Source organism: Lentzea albidocapillata (assembly GCF_000719115.1).
GTDB classification, from domain to species: domain Bacteria; phylum Actinomycetota; class Actinomycetes; order Mycobacteriales; family Pseudonocardiaceae; genus Lentzea; species Lentzea albidocapillata.
The window spans coordinates 141778-158660 of the sequence record NZ_JOEA01000020.1; the positions used below are offsets into that span (position 1 = coordinate 141778).

The window sequence follows — 16883 nt, forward strand, 5'->3', positions numbered from 1 at the left end:
TGGTCAGACGTGCGGGTGCCTGAGGGCGGCGTCTAGTTCGGCGAACAGAGCGGTCGGGGCGCCTCGCCCGTAGCGGGTGGCGATCACGGGCCACAGCCGGCGGCCCAGCTCCAAGGCGGCACGCAGCGCCCCGACCAGCTCCTGCGGCGACGCAGCGCAGGTAGCTGCCCTCAGCTCCGCCACCGTGTCCGCGGACAACTCACGCTCGGCACCTCGCGACGGAGTCAACCAGTGCGCGGTGGACTCCTCGGCGAGGCGTGCCATCCACAGGAGATGCCGCTGGGCATGCCCGAGCGCGTCCCACGCACGCAGATCCTCGCCTCGCGCCGCCAGATGGTGCGCCAGCACCAGCCAGTTGGCGAAGGGGTCGCAGTACTTCGTGATGATCTCAGGGCTGTCGACCGGCGGCACGTACCGCTGGGGCAGGCCGCGCAGCACCGGAGCCAACGCTCCACTGCGATCGACGATCAGCATCCGCTCGACCTCGGCGCCGCGCGCCGGCCACTCCGCCACCGTGGCGATGTCGTCCACGGTCGCGAAATGGAACTCGCCACGCACGAGGCCGGGGAAGAACGCCACATAGGTGCCGAACTCGTTGAGCAGGCCGTAGCTGGTCGGCGCGATGTCGGCGCACCACGACCGCGGCTCGATCTCGGCGCGTCTCCGCGTGGTGAAGAACAGCCAGAACTCGATGTCACTGTGCTCGTCCGCCTCCCCTGCGGCGAAGGAGCCGTACATCAGCGCGGCGTCCAGCCCGTCGTCGGCAGCGCACACTTCGCGAACACGCTCGATCAGCTCTTCCTGATACAGCACACGCACAGCCAAACACCGGACGTCCGGGACCGGCAACGACATTCCCTGATCGGCGGTCGCCGCCGCGAAGCCGCAGGATCGAGGCATGCGGTGTCTCGTGACCGGCGCGACCGGGTACCTCGGCGGACGACTCGTGCCCAGGCTGCTGGCCGAAGGGCACGAGGTCCGCTGCCTGGTGCGTTCGCCGGAGAAATTGCGCGACGTCCCGTGGGCCGCTGACGTCGAGATCGTGCGCGGAGACGTGCTCGGTGATCTCGACGAGGCGATGCGGGACGTCGAGGTCGTCCACTACCTCGTGCACTCGCTGCACTCGAAGGACTTCGCCGACGCCGACCGCAAGGCCGCGGAGAACACGGCGAGTGCCGCCGAACGGGCCGGTGTGCGGAGGATCGTCTACCTGGGCGGTCTGCACCCGGCCGGTGTCGAGCTGTCGCCGCACCTGGCTTCGCGCAAGGAGGTCGGCGAGGTCTTCCTGCGCTCGAACGTCCAAGCCGTGGTGCTGCAGGCCGCCGTGATCATCGGCTCGGGGTCGGCGAGCTTCGAGATGCTGCGCTACCTGACCGAACGGCTGCCGGTCATGGTCACGCCGCGCTGGGTGCACAACCGGATCCAGCCGATCGCCGTGCGGGACGTGCTGCGCTACCTGGTCGAGGCCACGACGCTCGAGAACGAGAACCGGACGTTCGACATCGGCGGGCCGGACGTGCTGACGTACCTGCGGATGATGCTCCGGTACGCCGAGGTCGCCGGGCTGCCCAAACGCCGGGTGCTGCCCGTGCCGCTGCTGACGCCGGGCCTGTCCTCGCACTGGGTCAACGCCGTCACGCCGGTGCCGCGGTCGATCGCGAAGCCGCTGATCGAGTCGCTGGTGCACGAGGTGGTGTGCCGGGAGAACGACATCCGCGAGGTGCTGCCGGGCGAGAACACCGGCTACGACAAGTCCGTCGAACTGGCGCTGACCAAGGTCCGCGACGCCGACGTGGAGACCCGGTGGTCGGGCGCGACGCTGCCGGGCTCGCCGAGCGAGCCGCTGCCGACCGACCCCGGCTGGTCCGGCGGTTCGGTCTACACCGACGAACGCGAGCGGCGCACCAATGCGACGCCCGAACGGTTGTGGGAGGTCGTCGAAGGCATCGGCGGCGAACGCGGCTGGTACTCGTTCCCGCTGGCCTGGGCGATCAGGGGATGGATGGACCGGCTGGTGGGCGGCGTCGGGCTGCGGCGCGGACGGCGTGATCCGCAGCGGCTGTACGTGGGCGAGGCGCTCGACTTCTGGCGGGTCGAGGAGATCGAACGCGGGCAGCTGCTGAGGCTGCGAGCCGAGATGAAAGTGCCGGGGAAGGCGTGGCTGGAGCTTCGAGTGGCGGGCAACGAGGGACACGGGTCCACTTACCGCCAACGCGCCGTGTTCGTGCCCAAAGGGCTCGCCGGACACCTCTACTGGGGGATCGTCTGGCCGTTTCACGGCATCGTGTTCGGCGGCATGGTGCGCAACATCACCAATGAAGCTGAGCTGCACAAGAACTTCAGAAAGTCCTGATGGACTGCACAAGCAGCAAAGGGTGAAACTTCCCGCATGAAGGCTCTCGTCAAGGTCGCCGCAGGGCCTGGCCTCGAACTGACCGACGTCCCGGACCCCACCCCCGGACCGACGGACGTGCTGGTCAGAGTGTTGCGCACCGGTATCTGCGGCACCGATCTGCACATCGACTCGTGGGACGACTGGGCCGCGCAGAACATCAAGGCGCCGCTCATCCTCGGCCATGAGTTCGTCGGCGAGGTCGTCGAGATCGGCGGCAGCGTCACCGGCGTCAAGGTCGGCGACCTGGTCAGCGGCGAGGGCCACCTCGTCTGCGGAACCTGCCGCAACTGCAAGGCCGGCCGCCGCCACCTCTGCGCCAACACGCGCGGTCTCGGCGTGCACTCCAACGGCGCGTTCGCGCAGTACGTCGTGCTGCCCGAGCAGAACGCCTGGGTGCACCGCACGGCCGTCGACCTGGACGTGGCCGCGATCTTCGACCCGTTCGGCAACGCCGTGCACACGGCACTGAGCTTCCCCGTCATCGGCGAGGACGTGATCATCACCGGCGCCGGCCCGATCGGCATCATGGCCGCCGCCGTCGCCAAGCACGCGGGCGCGCGCAACGTCGTGATCACCGACATCTCCGAGCACCGCCTCGACCTCGCGCGCAAGGTCGGCGTCGACCTCGCGGTGAACGTCGCCGAGAAGACGATCGCGGACGCCCAGGCCGAACTCGGCATGGCCGAGGGCTTCGACGTCGGCATGGAGATGTCCGGCAAGCCGATGGCGATGCGGGACATGATCGCGAACATGGCGCACGGCGGTCGCATCGCGATGCTGGGGCTGCCCGCGGACGAGTTCTCCGTCGACTGGAGCAGCGTCGTGCTGAAGATGCTGCACATCAAGGGGATCTACGGCCGCGAGATGTTCGAGACCTGGTACTCGATGACCGTGCTGCTGCAGCGCGGCCTCGACCTCACGCCGGTCATCACGCACCGGTACGACCACACGCAGCACGCGGAGGCGTTCGCCACCGCGCGCGAAGGCAAGTGCGGCAAGGTCATCCTCGACTGGACGGGAGCCTGATGTACGGCGAACTGAAGAACGACCTCCTCAAGACGATCGAGGAGATCAGGGAGGCCGGTCTCTACAAGTCCGAACGCGTGATCGGCACCCCGCAGAACGCAACCGTGCGCGTGGGTTCCGGCGACGAAGTCCTGAACTTCTGCGCCAACAACTACCTCGGTCTCGCCGACCACCCGCGGCTGATCGAGGCCGCGAAGAAGGCGCTGGACGACTGGGGCTTCGGCATGGCCTCGGTGCGGTTCATCTGCGGCACCCAGGAGCCGCACAAGGAACTGGAGCGCAAGCTCAGCGAGTTCCTCGGCACCGAGGACACGATCCTCTACAGCTCGTGCTTCGACGCGAACGGCGGCCTGTTCGAGACGCTGCTCGGCGCCGAGGACGCGATCATCTCCGACGAGCTGAACCACGCGTCGATCATCGACGGCGTCCGCCTGTCGAAGGCTCGCCGGTTCCGCTACAAGAACCGCGACATGGACGACCTGGAGCGCCAGCTCAAGGACGCGGCCGACGCCCGCTACCGGCTGATCGCGACCGACGGCGTGTTCTCGATGGACGGCTACCTCGCGCCGCTGGACGAGATCTGCGATCTGGCCGAGCGCTACAACGCGCTGGTCATGGTCGACGACTCGCACGCCGTCGGCTTCACCGGCCCGACCGGCCGCGGCACCCCGGAACTGTTCGGCGTGCAGGACCGCGTCGACATCGTCACCGGCACCCTCGGCAAGGCGCTGGGCGGCGCATCCGGCGGCTACACGTCGGGCCGCAAGGAGATCGTCGAACTGCTGCGCCAGCGCTCGCGCCCGTACCTGTTCTCGAACTCCCTCGCGCCGTCGATCACGGCTGCCGCGATCGCCACGCTGGAGATGCTTTCCAGTTCCACGGAGCTGCTCTCCCAGCTGAGGTCGAACACCGAGCTCTTCCGCCGGCGGATGACCGAGGCGGGCTTCGACCTGCTGCCCGGCGAGCACCCGATCATCCCGGTGATGATCGGCGACGCGGCCGAGGCGGGCAGGTTGGCGGATCTCCTGCTGGAGCAGGGCGTCTACGTCATCGGGTTCTCGTACCCGGTCGTGCCTCACGGCAAGGCGCGCATCCGTACGCAGATGTCTGCTTCACACACGACCGAGGACGTTAACCGCGCCGTGGACGCGTTCATCGCCGCACGCGCAAAGATGTAAAGGTCGGACTTGTACCGGCTCCAAAAACTACTTCCTTCGGTGACATTCGGAGAGAAACAATGGAGCCGGTACGGGTCTAGCTTCTACTTTCGTCGACATGCCACGACGAAAGTCCAGTGTGGTGGGACGCGAGTTCGGTAACGCCGTTCGCAACGCCATCGAGCAGACCGGGCTGACACACCGCAAGCTCGCCGAGGAACTCGGCTGGGACGAAGCCAAACTCTCCGACCTGGTCCGCGGCAAGGGCGGCGTCACCGAAGCCGATCTGATGCAGCTGCTCGGATACTGCCGCGTCAAGCCGCTTGAGGCCCAGTACCTGCTCGCCCTGTTTCGCGAAACGCGCGAGAGCGGTTATCTCAAGATCCCTGACGGGCCGCCGGACCAGGTACCCCTGCTGCTCAACCAGGAGCGCCTCGCCAACGAGATCACTGTCTGGTCGGCGAATCTCATCCCAGGCCATCTCCAGACCGCTGACTACATGCGTGCTGTGATCGACGGAGCGGCGCGCGACAAGTCGACCGACTACGAAAAGGTCATCGCCGCAAAGCTCGAACGCCGCAATCTCTTCCACTGGAGCCGCACGTTCGAGTTCTACGTCCATGAACATGCTCTGCGCCTAGAGGGAGGCGGGCCAGACGTGATGAAGGATCAATACGTCCACCTCTTGATGATGGCGCAGCGCTCCTACATCACCCTGAGAGTCGTGCCGAACTCCGTCGGCGTGCACGCGGGCAGTTCTGGATCATTCCTTCGGCTCAGCTACGAGAAGTTCGAGCCGGTGATCTTCCTCGAAGGAGAGACCTCCGGCCTCTTCCTCGAAGACACGAAATCCCTCGCCAGGTACTCCTCCGTGTTGAAGCGGCTCGACGCTCAAGCCATGGATCCGGAACAATCGAAGGAGCTGATCACCAGCATCCTGTTCTGAGGAGGCGTCCGCATGTCGGTTTGGCGCAAAAGTTCCTACAGCGCGAACTCCAGCGACTGCGTTGAGGTTGGGCATGGTGTCGGCATCCGCGATAGCAAGGCGCCCTCCACGCACCTGCCGGTGTCAGGCGAAGCGTGGTCGGCGTTCCTCCGTGATGTGACCCGCGTCACCCCACGGTAAGAATCGACCAGGTCAGCGCACTACCTCACGTGGAGGAATTCTCGGTCGTCTACCGCGAGTGCTACCCGCGAGTGCTCGCCTATGCGGCGAGCCACGCGGGCAGCCGGCTCGCCGAGGACATCACCAGCGAGACCTTCACGATCGCCTGGCGCAAGTCCGGCCAGATGCCGTCGAACGCGCTGCCGTGGCTGCTCGGCATCGCGCGCAACCTCGTGCGCGCCGCCCATCGGCAGACGACGACCTACGAGCTCACTGACTTCCCGGCCGACGACGACTTCGCGGTGATCGAGCTGCGGGCGGCGTTGTCGAGTCTGTCCGAGGCCGACCAGGAAGTTCTCACGCTGATCGCGTGGCACGGGCTGGCCGCGGCCGAGGCCGCGCAGGTGCTGGGGTGCACGACGGCGACGTTCTTCGTGCGGCTGCATCGGGCTCGACGTCGTTTGCAGGCTGCTCTCTGGACGCCGAAATTCGACAGTGCGAGGGAGTCATGGAAGACCTCATGAAGGACCTGGCGCAGGCCAGGCCGCCCGTGCCCGAGGTCGACCGCGACCGGATGGAACGCGATCTCGCGCGCATCGTCACGTTGCCGCGAGAGAGGCCGGTGCGCAGGCAGTTCGTGCGGCGGTTCGCTCCGTTGCTGGTGATCGGGGTCGTGATCGTGCTCGCGGTCGTCCTGCTGCCTTCACCCCCTCAGCCCGTGCAGCCGGCCTCCACGCCTCAGTGGTGGCGGGTGTTGCGGCAGCAGTCGTCGTTGATGGTCGTCGGGGAGCCGACGAAGCCGTACATCGTGCGGTTCGACTCCAGGACCGATCAGTGGCAGGCCGGGAAGCGCGAGATCGCGGTGGTGCAGAAGGACGGCAAGGTCGAGCCGTTCTCGCGGGGCGACAACACCGCGTGGGAAGCCGCTGGCCGGCCGGAGGTCGTGCCTCAGCTCGGCGGCAGCCGGTCGGTGCGCATCGGTCCGATGGCACCGGCGGTGCAGGAGTCCTACGTCAGCGGGCTCTCGTTGACGTCCGCCTACTGGGAGCGGCTGGAGTCGTTCGACGACCTGCCCGCAGACCCGGCGGGCATGAGGGCGAAGCTGCAGCCCGAGGAGAAGGGCGCCTACGAGCTCGCGGACCTCGTCATGGCGGTGATGATCGCCGACGTGCGCGACGACCAGCGGCGGGGAGCGTTCGAACTGCTCAGGTCGCTCGACGGGGTGCGGTACCTCGACCGCGTGCCCCTGCCCGACAAGGGAATGGGCGTCGGGGTGGCGATCCCCGCGCTGCCGCAGTTCCAGTTCGGCGACGTCGAGACCCAGTTCGTCATCAACCCCGCGACGGGCAAGCCGATCTTGAAACGGAACGTCATCACGAAGTCCCAGCACGGCCTTCCCTCGATGACGTCGATCGCGGAAGAGCGGTACCTCCTGCTGGAGGGGACGAACGCCGAGCCGATCCTGCCGCTGGGCGTCCCCGTGAACGGCGAAGTGGAATCCCCCATCATTGAGCGGTGATCGACCCACGACGGCTCCGCGTGCTGCGCGCACTCGCTGACCACGGCACCGTGACGGCCGCAGCCGCCGCATTGCACCTCACGCCGTCGGCGGTGTCGCAGCAGCTCGCGGCGCTGGAGTCCGAGGCAGGGCATCCGTTGCTGCTGCGCAAGGGACGACGGGTGTCGCTGACACCGGCGGGCGACCTGCTCGTCACGCACGCCCACGTCGTCGCCGCCGAACTGGAACGCGCACAGGCCACTTTGGACGCTCTTGCCGACGGGTCCGCGGGCCGGGTGGGGGTGGCGGCGTTCGCGTCGGCGATCACGCAGGTGGTGGCGCCCGCGCTGGCCGCGCTGAAGGAACGGTCGATCGAACTGTCGGTGCGCGACGCCGAGGGGCACGAGAGCGTGCGGTTGTTGCTGGACGGCGAGATCGACGTGGCGATCACCGAGGAACACCGCGCGACAGACCGTTTCACCCGGTTTCCGCTCTACACGGAGCCCTTCGACGTCGTGCTGCCGCCGGGGCATCCGGCCACCGGGCCGGTGGACCTGGCGGCGCTCGCCGACGAGGACTGGGTGGTGACGCTGCCCGGCAACCCGTTGCGCAACATCGTGGAGATGGCGTGCGCGCAGGCCGGGTTCACACCGCGAATCAGGCACACGTCTGACGACTTCCGCGCGATCCAGGCCCTCGTCGCGGCCGGTGCCGGGGTGGCGCTGGCGCCGCGCAACGCCGTGCGCGGGGTGCCGGTGGCCGGGGTGGCGCCGCTGCGGCGGGTCGTCGCGGCGGTGCGCACCGGTTCGGAGGACCACCCGCTGATCAGAGCGGTTCTCAACGAGCTTCGCCCCTAGGGTGGCGGGATCGTCACGCTCAGCTTGGCCGCGATGCGCGTCAACGCCTGGCGGTCGGCGGCGGTGAGCGGGTCGAGCACGAACTGCCGGACCGTGCGCAGGTGCGTGGGCGCGGCGGCCGCGACCACCTCGTAGCCCTCGTCGGTCAGCGAGGCGATGGTGTACCGGCCGTCGTCGGGGTCGGGGAAGCGCACCACCCAGCCGCGTTGCTCGAAGCGCTTGACCACGTTGGACAGCCGCGACAGCGAGCCGTTCGCCAGGTGCGCCAGTTCGCTCATCCGAATCCTGCGGTCCGGCGCCTCCGAGACGTGGCTCAGCACCAGGTAGTCGAAGAGGCTCAGGCCCGACTCCTGCTGCAGCGGCGCTTCGAGCCGGCCCGGCAGCAGCAGCACCATCGAGATCAGCCCGGTCCAGGCTTCCTTCTCGTCCGCGTTCAGCCACTCCACGCCGCGCAGCTTACTTCATGCTTGAAGTCGTGTACGGTTGACTTCAAGCATGAAGTCATTGGAGGCAGTCGTGGACAAGCCGGAGTTCTTCGCCACCCCCGGATACGGCGAGACGCAGCTCAGGAACATGCGGTACAGCCAGGCCGTGCGCATCGGCGACCGCGTCGAGACGTCCGGGCAGGGCGGCTGGGACGACGGGTTCGAGTTCCCCGAGTCGCTCGAGGACGAGATCGTGCGCGCATTCGACAACGTCGAGCGCACTCTCGTGACTGCGGGCTCGTCCTGGGCCGACGTCGTGCACGTGAACTCGTACCACGTGCTCGGCGACGACTCGTTCGACGACCACAACCGCGTGATGGTCGAGCAGTTCCGTGCACGCATGGGTGATCGCGCGCCGATCTGGACCGAGAGCGGGGTCACCGCCCTCGGTCACCCGAAGATGCGCATCGAGATCCGCGTGACCGCGATCGGTTAGTGCGGGGCGCGCGCCGCCAGCTTGGCCGAGGCCGGGTCGCCCGCGGCCAGCGCGCCACGGGCCGCGAGCTGGCAGATGTCCATGCTGGACGTCGCGAGCCTCGCGCCGACGCCGGCGAGCGCCGTGTGGTTCATCGACAGCGACGTCACGCCGAGGCCGATCAGCACGCACGCGAGCAGCGGGTCGGCCGCCGCCTCGCCGCAGACGCCGACGGGCTTGCCGGTGGCGGTCGCCGCCTCGCCGACCAGGGCGATCAGGCGGAGCAGTGCGGGCTGCCACGGGTCGTTCAGCGCTGCCACGCCGCCGAGCTGGCGGTCGGCGGCGAAGACGTACTGGGCCAGGTCGTTGGTGCCGATGGAGATGAAGTCGACGACCTGCAGGATCTCGCGGGCCGACAGTGCCGCGGACGGGACCTCGACCATCACGCCGACGCGCTGGATGCCGGCCTTGCGTGCGCGTTCGACGAACCACGCGGCCTCGGCGGCGGTCGCGACCATCGGGGCCATGACGGAGACGTCGGCGCCGGAGGACTCGGCCGCGGCCGCGATGGCCTCGAGCTGACGGTCCAGGATTTCGGGGCGGTCGAAGGCGACGCGCAGGCCGCGGACGCCCATGGCCGGGTTGGGCTCGGGGTCCGGGTTCAGAAACGCCAGCGGCTTGTCCGCGCCCGCGTCGAGGGTGCGCACCACAACCGGCTTGCCTGTAAACGGCGCCAGCACAGCCTCATAAGCAGCAGTCTGTTCAGCAACGGTCGGTTCCTCTGCTGCGTCCAGGAAGCAGAACTCCGTGCGGAAGAGTCCCACGCCCTCCGCGCCGGCCTGAGCAGCGGCCAGGGCGTCGGCGGGTGAGCCGACGTTGCCCAGGACCTTCACGCGGAGGCCGTCCTTGAGCACACCGACGCCGTTCCACTCGGCCTTCTTGCCCGTGCCGGCCGCGCGGACCTTGCCGTCCGACTCGCGGACCTGGCCCGTGTCACCGTCGACGTCGAGAGAGGTGCCCTCGAACGCGAGGATGCCGCGGCACGCGACGACGGCCGGGATGCCCAGCGAACGGGCGAGGATCGCGGTGTGGGAGGTAGGGCCGCCCTCTTCCGTGACCAGGGCGAGGACCTTCGCCGGGTCGAGGCCCGCGGTGTCGGCGGGCGCGAGGTCGCGAGCCACCAGCACGGACGGCGAGGCCAGGTCGGGGACTCCCGGCGCGGGCCGGCCGAGGAGTTCGGCCACCACCCGGTCGCGGACATCCTGGACGTCGCGGGCCCGTTCGGCCATGTAGCCACCGGCGGCCTGCAGTGCGGAGATGAACTTCTGCGCGGCCTCGTGCACGGCACGGGCGGCGGTCAGCGACTGGTCGACGACGAGGTTCTCGGCGGCCTTGATCAGGGACGGGTCGCCGGCCATCGCCGCCGTCGTCTCCAGCACGGCGCGGGCGTCGCCCTCGACCGTCTTCGCGCGCTCCATCAGGCGCTGCGCCACGACCTCCGTCGCGGGACGGATGAGGGAGGCTTCCATCTTCGTATCCGCTGTTCGCTGGCCCGCAGGAGGTTCCGGCAGGGCCTCGGCGATCCTTACCACGGGGCCGGTTGCCCGACCGCTGCTGACACCGACACCGCTCAGCCGCGCGCTCGACATGGTCTAGACCATACCCTCCGACCGGAAACCCAGGACAGCTCAGTGTGACCAATCAAGCGGCGGAACGCGCAGCGATGCGCAGTTCGTCATCATGGCTTAACACGCACAGCCGACCGCGATGTGACCTTAGGCCGTTCGGCCCAGTACGGTGCCAGCCGTGCGCCTTCCGTGCGGCTTCGCCGCAGTCCTCCTGGTCGCCGGGTGCTCGTCGGCGCAACCGGGCCTCGGCCCCGAGATCAACGTTCCCGCGCAGCTGAGCACCATCCAGGACGCCGTCGACGTGGCGCAGGAGGGCGCGACCATCGTCGTGTCGCCGGGCGTCTACGAGGAGTCGGTGCAGGTCAGGACCAAGGGCCTCACGATCAGGGGAGCCAAGCGCGGCAGCGTGATCATCGACGGCGAGGCCGAGCGCGCCAACGGGATCGTGGTCGCCGCTCCGGACGTGTCCGTGCAGAACCTGACGGTCCGCAACCACACCTCAGACGGTGTGCTGATCTCCGAGCAGCGCGGCTTTCGCGTCTCGTACGTGACGGCCAGCAACAACGCGCGGTTCGGCGTCCACGCCGTCAACGCCCAGAACGGCGTGATCGAGCAGAGCTACGCGAGCGGCAGCGCGGACGCCGGGTTCTCCGTCGGCAGGTGCAAGCCGTGCGACGTCGTCGTGCGCGGCAACGTCGCCGAACGCAACGCCGTCGGCTACCAGGGCGTGAACGCGTCCGGCCGGATGTTCGTGCTGGGCAACAGGTTCAGCGGCAACCGGGTCGGCATGACCTCGGCCGCCGAACGCCAGGAGGACGTCGTGCTCGTCGGCAACCTCGTCTCCGACAACGACGAGGCCCTCTCGCCCGCGCAGGCCGACGGCGCGTTCGGCCTCGGCATGAGCCTCCTGGCCAGCACGAAGAACCTGGTGTCCCGCAACCTGATCACCGGCAACCCCGGCACCGGGCTGGCACTGAGCCCCGGCCAGGACCCGGTCGGCCTGGGGAGCAACGTGATCGTCGGCAACGGACAGGACGTGCGGTACGACGCCGACGCGCCGCGCAAGAAGGTCAGGGCGCCGCGCGGAATCCCGTTCAACCAGGTCGCCGCCCCGCCGCTGCAACCGGAGATGCCTGCGGACCCGTTGCCGGACAGGGCACCGGACGTCGAGAAGTACGCGCTGCCGAGCGAGGACCTGTTCGACGACCGTGCGGCGGTGCGGACGTAGGTCAGCCGACCTCGGCGGCGGTCGGGTAGGACGGCTGCGCGCCCACCTTCGTGACAGACAGCGCGGCGACCTTCGCGGCGTAGCGGGCGGCCTGCACCAGGTCGTCGCCCTCGGCCAGCCGCGCGGACAGCGCGCCGGCGAACGCGTCACCGGCGCCGGTCGTGTCGACCACCTCGTCGACCTCGATCGCCGGCACCTCGACGATGCCGGACTCCTGCACGACGGCGGCGCCGCGCGAGCCCAGCGTCACGATGGCCGAGCTCGGGCCGAGTTCGAGCAGGGAACGCCAGTCCGAGGCGAGCTGCGCGGCCTCGTGCTCGTTCACGATCAGCACGGTGAGCTGCCGCAACGTCTCCGCGGGCAGTTCCGCGACCGGCGACAGGTTGAGCACGGTCCGGACGCCGGCGCGGGAAGCGGCGCCGATCGCGTGGACCACCGTCTCCAGCGGCACTTCCAGCGAGCACGTCAGCACGGCAGCGCCGTCGAACGACAGAGCGTCCACATCGGACAGTGACACGTCGGCGTTGGCACCGGGCGACACCACGATGGAGTTCTCGCCGTCCGGCGTCACGGTGATGTACGCGATCCCGGTGGGACGAGAGGAAGTCTTCACCAGCGCGGTGTCGACGCCGGACGACTCCAGCGACTCGCGCAGCAGCGAGCCGTACCCGTCGCCACCGACGGCACCGACCAACGCGACGGAGGCACCGACGCGTGCGGCGGCAACGGCGGTGTTCGCACCCTTGCCGCCGGGCAGCACGACGGTGTCGCCACCGAGCACGGTCTCACCGCCGGCGGGCCGCCTGCCGACCTCGACCACGAGGTCGGCGTTGGCGGACCCGAGAACGAGCAAAGTCTGCGTCACTTGACGAACTCTGCCACGTTCTTCGCCGTGATGACCTTGACCTCGACGTCGACGACCTGCTGAACCGGCTCGCCCTTCGCGGCGTGCACGGCCTGCTCGACGGCCTTGGAGCCCAGGAGCTTCGGCTGCTGCGCGATGGTCGCGGCGAGCGTGCCGTCCTGGATCGCCTTAAGGCCGTCCGGCGTGCCGTCGAAGCCGACGACCTGCACGTCCTTGCCCGCGCGGGCGCCGAGGGCCTTGATCGCGCCGAGCGCCATCTCGTCGTTCTCGGCGAAGAGGCCCTTGAGACCGGGGTGGCCCTGCAACAGGTTCGTGGTCTCGTTGAGGCCCTTGGCGCGGTCGAAGTCGGCGACGGCCGAGGCGACGACCTTGATGTTGCCGCTGTTGAGGCCCTGTTCGAAGCCCTGGCCGCGGTCACGCGACGCCGAGGCGCCCGGGATGCCCTTGAGGTGCGCGACCTCGCCGGAGGTGGCGCGGCCGAGTTCGATGGCCGCGAGGCTGCCGCCCGAGACGTTGTTCGACGCGACCTCGGCGGCGACCTTGCCCTCGACGGCGCGGTCGACCGAGATCAGCGGGATGTTCGCGGTCTCGGCGGCCTTCGCGGCCGGCCCGGACTGCTTGGAGTCGACCGGGTTGAGGATGATCGCCTTGACGCCCTGCGTCACCAGCGTCTGCACCTGGTTGACCTGGTTCGTCGCGTCGTTCTGCGCGTCGACCACGGTCAGCTTGGCGCCGAGCCGGTCCGCCATCTCCTGTGCGCCCTGCTGCAGTTCCACGAAGAACGGGTTGTTCAAAGTGGACACCGCGAGGCCGATGGTGAGCTGGTCACCGGACGCCCCGGTACCGCTGCATCCGGTCGCCAGCAGAGCAGCGGCGCCGAGCGTCAGCGCGATCCGTCGGGTCACCTTCATTGGTGTCTTCCTTACCTGTTGCGGGGTTTTCTCAGCGACGGCGAAGTGAGTCGAGCAGTGCGGCGAGAGCGATCACCGCGCCGATGACGACCTGCTGCCAGAACGGCGGCACCTGCAGCAGGTTGAGGCCGTTGCGCAGGACGGCGAGCACAAGTGCGCCGACCAACGTTCCGGTGGCGCGGCCGACACCACCGGACAGCGACGCACCACCGATGACGACCGCGGCGATGGCGTCGAGCTCGTAACCGACCGCTGCCTGCGGACCGGCGGATCCGAGCCGCCCCGCGAGCACGAGGCCCGCGGCGGCGGCGAAGAGGCCGCTCAGCGCGTAGATCCAGAGCTTCTGCCTCCGGACGTCGATGCCGCTGAGCTTGGCTGCTTCCTCGTTGCCGCCGATCGCGTACATGCGGCGGCCGAGGTTGGTGCGCGTAAGGATCAGACCGGTGATGCCGAAGAACGCCAGCATCAGCAGCAGTGGCAACGGAACCATCGGCGCGAGGTTCGAGCCGAGGAACGTGACCAGCGCGTCGGTCTCGTGCGGCTGGCCCTCGGAGAACACCAGCGTGAGACCGCGGGCGACGCTGAGCATGGCCAGCGTCGCGATGAACGGCGGCAGCTTGCCGTAGCTGACCAGCGCACCGTTGACGAGGCCGCAGAGTGCGCCGACGACCAGGCCGATCGGTCCGGCGGTGAGCGCGCCGACCATCGCGGCCAGCGCCGCGATGCTGCCCACCGACAGGTCGATGCCGCCCGCGACCACCACGAACGTCATGCCGAACGCCATGATCGCGATGACCGCGGCCTGCACACCGACGTTGAGCAGGTTCTGCGCGTTGAGGAACGCGGGCTGCATGACCGCGATGACCAGTGCGAGGATGAGAAGCCCCGCGAGGGCCCCGTTTTCGCTGGCGTACTTCCGAATGCTGATCGTGCTCACGCTGAGATCTCCTGCACGGCGAGTGCCATCACCTGGTCTTGGGTCGCGCCCCTGGGCAGCTCACCGGCCACCCGGCCGTGTGCCATCACGACGACGCGGTCGCTCATCCCGATCACCTCGGGCAGGTCGCTGGACACGAGCAGCACGGCCCGGCCCTGCGCGGTCATGCGGTTGATGAGCTCGTAGATCTCGACCTTGGCGCCGACGTCGACGCCCCTGGTCGGTTCGTCGAGGATCAGCACCTTCGGGTCCGCCAGCAGCCATTTGCCGATGACGACCTTCTGCTGGTTGCCGCCCGACAGTTCCTTCACCGGCTGCTCGACGCGGCCCTTGATCCGGAGCTTGCCCGCGATGTCGTGCAGGCGCTTCTGGTCGCGGTCGTCGAGCGTGACGAGTTCGAGGTTCTGGCCGACGGTCGCGGTGAGGACGAGGCCCTGGCCCTTGCGGTCCTCGGGGACCAGGCCGAGACCGGCCTTGATGGCGGCCTGCACGTCGTTGCGGCGCAACGGCTTCCCGTCGACCTTGACCGTGCCGTGGTCGTAGCCGTCGACGCCGAACGCGGCCCGCGCGACCTCCGTCCGGCCCGCGCCGACCAGGCCGGCGATGCCGACGACCTCGCCCGCGTGGACCTCGATGGAGATGTTCTCGAAGACGCCGCGCCTGGTCAGGCCCTCGATGCTGAGCAGCGGCTGACCAGGACGTTGCCGGGCGCGTGGGTACTGCTCGTCGATCGGGCGGCCGACCATCAGCTCGATCATGTGCTGGGTGGTGGCGCGCGGTCCGAGGACGCCGACGCTCCGGCCGTCGCGCAGGATCGTGATGCGGTCGGCGATGCGCTGGATCTCGTCGAGGTGGTGGGTGATGAAGACGAGGCCGACGCCGTTGTCGCGCAGCTGGGCCATGATCTGCAACAACCGGTCGGTCTCGGTGTCGGTGAGGACCGCGGTCGGTTCGTCGAGGATCAGCACGCCGGCGTTCTTGTCGAGCGCGCGGGCGATCTCGATCATCTGCTGCTGGGCGATGCCGAGGTCCTTGACCTTGGCGGCCGGGTCGACGTCCAGGCCGACGCGGTCCAGGAGTTCCGGTGCCCTGCGGCGCATCTCGGCCCGGTCGACGAAGCCGAACCTGCGCGGGAGGCGATTGAGGAACAGGTTCTCGGCGACGCTCAGCTCGGGGACCAGCGCCAGTTCCTGGTGGATGACGGCGAGGCTGGCGTGGCCCTCGATCGTGCCGGCGTACTGGCCGTGGATGCCCGCGAGGACCTTGACCAGCGTGGACTTGCCGGCACCGTTCTCGCCGAGCAGGACGTGGACCTCGCCCGCGTTGATGTCGAGGTCGACGCCGTCCAACGCCTTGGTGGCACCGAAGTGCTTGGTGATGCCGCGGGCGGTGATGAGGGTCTTCACAGCTCGGCCTCCCCGAGCGAACCGCGCAGCACGAGCTTCGCGGTGAGGCGGACGTCGTCGGGCTGCCGGCCGTCGATCAGGGCGAGCAGGCTGCGGGCGGCGGCCTTGCCCATCTCGACGGTCGGCTGCGCGATGACCGTGATCGGCGGGTCGAGCAGCGGGAACCACGGCTGGTCGTCGAACACCGCGAACGCGATGTCGTGCGGGATCTGCAGGCCGCGCGCCCTGACCTCGCCCAGCGCGCCGAGGCCCATCAGGTTGTCCATCGCCACGAGCGCCGTGGCGCCGTCGTCGATGAGCCTCGCGGCGGCCTGACTGCCGCTCTCCTGCCGGAAGTCGCCGTGCACGACCTGCGCGAGGCCGCCGAGAGACCCGGTGAGCACGTCGGTTCGTTCTCTTCCAGTGGAGGTGTTCGGCGGACCCGCGATCACTCCGATGCGGGTGTGGCCGGCGCCGACGAGCCGCCGGGCGAGCGCGGTCAACGCCTCACTGCCGTCAGCGCGGACGACGGGGCATGTGGCGCCCCTGACCGTCCGATCGAGCAGAACCAGCGGTACGCCGCCTGCACTCACTTCGCGAACCAGACTCGGGTCGTCGGTCGCGGGGCACAGCAGGAGGCCGTCCACCCGGCGGTCGAGCAGGGTGCGCACGTAGGTCGCTTCCTGCTCGGCGCTCTCGTCGGCGTTCCCGATCACGACGCAGTAGCCGTGTGACCGGGCTTCGTCCTCGACCGCTCGGGCGATCTCGGCGAAGAACGGGTTCAGCAGATCGCTGATGACCAGACCGAGGGTCTGGGTGCTGGTGGTCCTGAGGGATCGCGCCAGGGCGTTGGGCCGGTAGCCGAGTTCCTCGATCGCGGCGAGCACGCGCTCACGGGTCTCGGGGGTCGGTGCGGCGTGCCCGTTGAGCACGCGCGACACGGTGGCCGTGGAGACGCCGGCGTGCTGCGCGACGTCCTTCATGGTCGTCA

The 16883-nt window shown here is 69.1% G+C and carries 18 protein-coding genes; 10 read left to right on the forward strand and 8 right to left on the reverse strand.

The window, feature by feature from the left end; translation table 11 throughout:
* Positions 1-3: 3 nt before the first annotated feature.
* Positions 4-819 carry a nucleotidyltransferase domain-containing protein gene (locus IG04_RS44350; protein ID WP_144065424.1) on the reverse strand — a complete coding sequence of 272 codons (816 nt, stop codon included), beginning with the start codon at positions 817-819 and terminating at the stop codon, positions 4-6.
* 79 nt (positions 820-898) lie between these two features.
* Between IG04_RS44350 and IG04_RS0130415 the strand changes: the two genes are divergently transcribed.
* The 8 genes from IG04_RS0130415 (at position 899) to IG04_RS0130445 (ending at position 8038) form a co-directional block, all read left to right on the forward strand.
* The gene (locus tag IG04_RS0130415) at positions 899-2353 is read left to right on the forward strand and encodes an SDR family oxidoreductase (protein ID WP_030480178.1); all 1455 of its coding nucleotides are present in this window, start codon (positions 899-901) and stop codon (positions 2351-2353) included.
* Between the two features lie 36 nt (positions 2354-2389).
* Entirely contained in the window at positions 2390-3421 is a 1032-nt protein-coding gene (gene tdh, locus IG04_RS0130420; RefSeq protein WP_030480179.1) for an L-threonine 3-dehydrogenase, read from the forward strand.
* On the forward strand, positions 3421-4599 hold the full coding sequence (locus IG04_RS0130425) for a glycine C-acetyltransferase (RefSeq protein ID WP_030480180.1): 1179 nt from the start codon (positions 3421-3423) through the stop codon (positions 4597-4599). The genes tdh and IG04_RS0130425 overlap by 1 nt, the downstream gene beginning before the upstream one ends.
* Before the next feature lie 97 nt (positions 4600-4696).
* Positions 4697-5524 (forward strand): helix-turn-helix domain-containing protein, encoded by an 828-nt coding sequence (locus IG04_RS0130430; RefSeq protein ID WP_084401541.1) that lies wholly within the window; start codon positions 4697-4699, stop codon positions 5522-5524.
* Positions 5525-5536: 12 nt separating this feature from the next.
* The gene (locus tag IG04_RS45645) at positions 5537-5704 is read left to right on the forward strand and encodes a DUF397 domain-containing protein (RefSeq protein WP_084401543.1); all 168 of its coding nucleotides are present in this window, start codon (positions 5537-5539) and stop codon (positions 5702-5704) included.
* A gap of 29 nt (positions 5705-5733) precedes the next feature.
* Positions 5734-6207 (forward strand): RNA polymerase sigma factor, encoded by a 474-nt coding sequence (locus IG04_RS0130435; protein WP_051770987.1) that lies wholly within the window; start codon positions 5734-5736, stop codon positions 6205-6207.
* Positions 6192-7202 carry a hypothetical protein gene (locus IG04_RS0130440; protein WP_144065425.1) on the forward strand — a complete coding sequence of 337 codons (1011 nt, stop codon included), beginning with the start codon at positions 6192-6194 and terminating at the stop codon, positions 7200-7202. The genes IG04_RS0130435 and IG04_RS0130440 overlap by 16 nt, the downstream gene beginning before the upstream one ends.
* Entirely contained in the window at positions 7199-8038 is an 840-nt protein-coding gene (locus tag IG04_RS0130445; RefSeq protein WP_036016289.1) for a LysR family transcriptional regulator, read from the forward strand. Before IG04_RS0130440 ends, IG04_RS0130445 begins: the two co-directional genes overlap by 4 nt.
* Here IG04_RS0130445 and IG04_RS0130450 read toward each other — a convergent pair.
* Positions 8035-8433 carry a MarR family winged helix-turn-helix transcriptional regulator gene (locus IG04_RS0130450; protein ID WP_084401600.1) on the reverse strand — a complete coding sequence of 133 codons (399 nt, stop codon included), beginning with the start codon at positions 8431-8433 and terminating at the stop codon, positions 8035-8037. The genes IG04_RS0130445 and IG04_RS0130450 overlap by 4 nt on opposite strands.
* A gap of 100 nt (positions 8434-8533) precedes the next feature.
* Between IG04_RS0130450 and IG04_RS0130455 the strand changes: the two genes are divergently transcribed.
* A complete protein-coding gene (locus tag IG04_RS0130455; protein ID WP_030480186.1) occupies positions 8534-8959 on the forward strand; it encodes a Rid family hydrolase in 426 nt (141 codons plus the stop codon).
* On the opposite strand, the gene ptsP is transcribed toward IG04_RS0130455, so the two are convergent.
* Positions 8956-10587, reverse strand: a complete 1632-nt coding sequence (ptsP, locus tag IG04_RS0130460) for a phosphoenolpyruvate--protein phosphotransferase (RefSeq protein WP_030480187.1) — start codon at positions 10585-10587, stop codon at positions 8956-8958. The two genes, IG04_RS0130455 and ptsP, sit on opposite strands and share 4 nt — an antisense overlap.
* A gap of 157 nt (positions 10588-10744) precedes the next feature.
* Here ptsP and IG04_RS0130465 point away from each other — a divergent pair, with 157 nt between their 5' ends.
* A complete protein-coding gene (locus IG04_RS0130465) occupies positions 10745-11794 on the forward strand; it encodes a right-handed parallel beta-helix repeat-containing protein (protein WP_030480188.1) in 1050 nt (349 codons plus the stop codon).
* 1 nt (position 11795) lies between these two features.
* Here IG04_RS0130465 and IG04_RS0130470 read toward each other — a convergent pair whose 3' ends face one another.
* The 5 genes from IG04_RS0130470 to IG04_RS0130490 are packed head-to-tail and all read right to left on the reverse strand — an operon-like array spanning position 11796 to position 16875.
* Positions 11796-12659, reverse strand: coding sequence for a ribokinase (locus IG04_RS0130470; protein WP_030480189.1), 864 nt, complete (start codon positions 12657-12659; stop codon positions 11796-11798).
* Positions 12656-13570: a substrate-binding domain-containing protein gene (locus IG04_RS47320; protein ID WP_030480190.1), complete on the reverse strand. Its 915-nt coding sequence runs from the start codon at positions 13568-13570 to the stop codon at positions 12656-12658. Before IG04_RS47320 ends, IG04_RS0130470 begins: the two co-directional genes overlap by 4 nt.
* A 31-nt stretch (positions 13571-13601) precedes the next feature.
* The gene (locus IG04_RS47325; protein WP_030480191.1) at positions 13602-14507 is read right to left on the reverse strand and encodes an ABC transporter permease; all 906 of its coding nucleotides are present in this window, start codon (positions 14505-14507) and stop codon (positions 13602-13604) included.
* Positions 14504-15913, reverse strand: a complete 1410-nt coding sequence (locus tag IG04_RS0130485) for a sugar ABC transporter ATP-binding protein (RefSeq protein WP_030480192.1) — start codon at positions 15911-15913, stop codon at positions 14504-14506. The genes IG04_RS47325 and IG04_RS0130485 overlap by 4 nt, the downstream gene beginning before the upstream one ends.
* The gene (locus IG04_RS0130490) at positions 15910-16875 is read right to left on the reverse strand and encodes a LacI family DNA-binding transcriptional regulator (protein WP_036016338.1); all 966 of its coding nucleotides are present in this window, start codon (positions 16873-16875) and stop codon (positions 15910-15912) included. The genes IG04_RS0130485 and IG04_RS0130490 overlap by 4 nt, the downstream gene beginning before the upstream one ends.
* Positions 16876-16883: the final 8 nt, after the last annotated feature.

Bases quoted from the DNA above. Each gene is read 5' to 3' on its own strand.
- IG04_RS0130415 (WP_030480178.1), top strand. From the start codon at position 899: ATGCGGTGTCTCGTGACCGGCGCGACCGGGTACCTCGGCGGACGACTC.
- tdh (WP_030480179.1), top strand. From the start codon at position 2,390: ATGAAGGCTCTCGTCAAGGTCGCCGCAGGGCCTGGCCTCGAACTGACC.
- IG04_RS0130425 (WP_030480180.1), top strand. From the start codon at position 3,421: ATGTACGGCGAACTGAAGAACGACCTCCTCAAGACGATCGAGGAGATC.
- IG04_RS0130430 (WP_084401541.1), top strand. From the start codon at position 4,697: ATGCCACGACGAAAGTCCAGTGTGGTGGGACGCGAGTTCGGTAACGCC.
- IG04_RS45645 (WP_084401543.1), top strand. From the start codon at position 5,537: ATGTCGGTTTGGCGCAAAAGTTCCTACAGCGCGAACTCCAGCGACTGC.
- IG04_RS0130440 (WP_144065425.1), top strand. From the start codon at position 6,192: ATGGAAGACCTCATGAAGGACCTGGCGCAGGCCAGGCCGCCCGTGCCC.
- IG04_RS0130450 (WP_084401600.1), bottom strand. From the start codon at position 8,433: ATGGTGCTGCTGCTGCCGGGCCGGCTCGAAGCGCCGCTGCAGCAGGAG.
- IG04_RS0130455 (WP_030480186.1), top strand. From the start codon at position 8,534: ATGAAGTCATTGGAGGCAGTCGTGGACAAGCCGGAGTTCTTCGCCACC.
- ptsP (WP_030480187.1), bottom strand. From the start codon at position 10,587: ATGTCGAGCGCGCGGCTGAGCGGTGTCGGTGTCAGCAGCGGTCGGGCA.
- IG04_RS47320 (WP_030480190.1), bottom strand. From the start codon at position 13,570: ATGAAGGTGACCCGACGGATCGCGCTGACGCTCGGCGCCGCTGCTCTG.
- IG04_RS0130490 (WP_036016338.1), bottom strand. From the start codon at position 16,875: ATGAAGGACGTCGCGCAGCACGCCGGCGTCTCCACGGCCACCGTGTCG.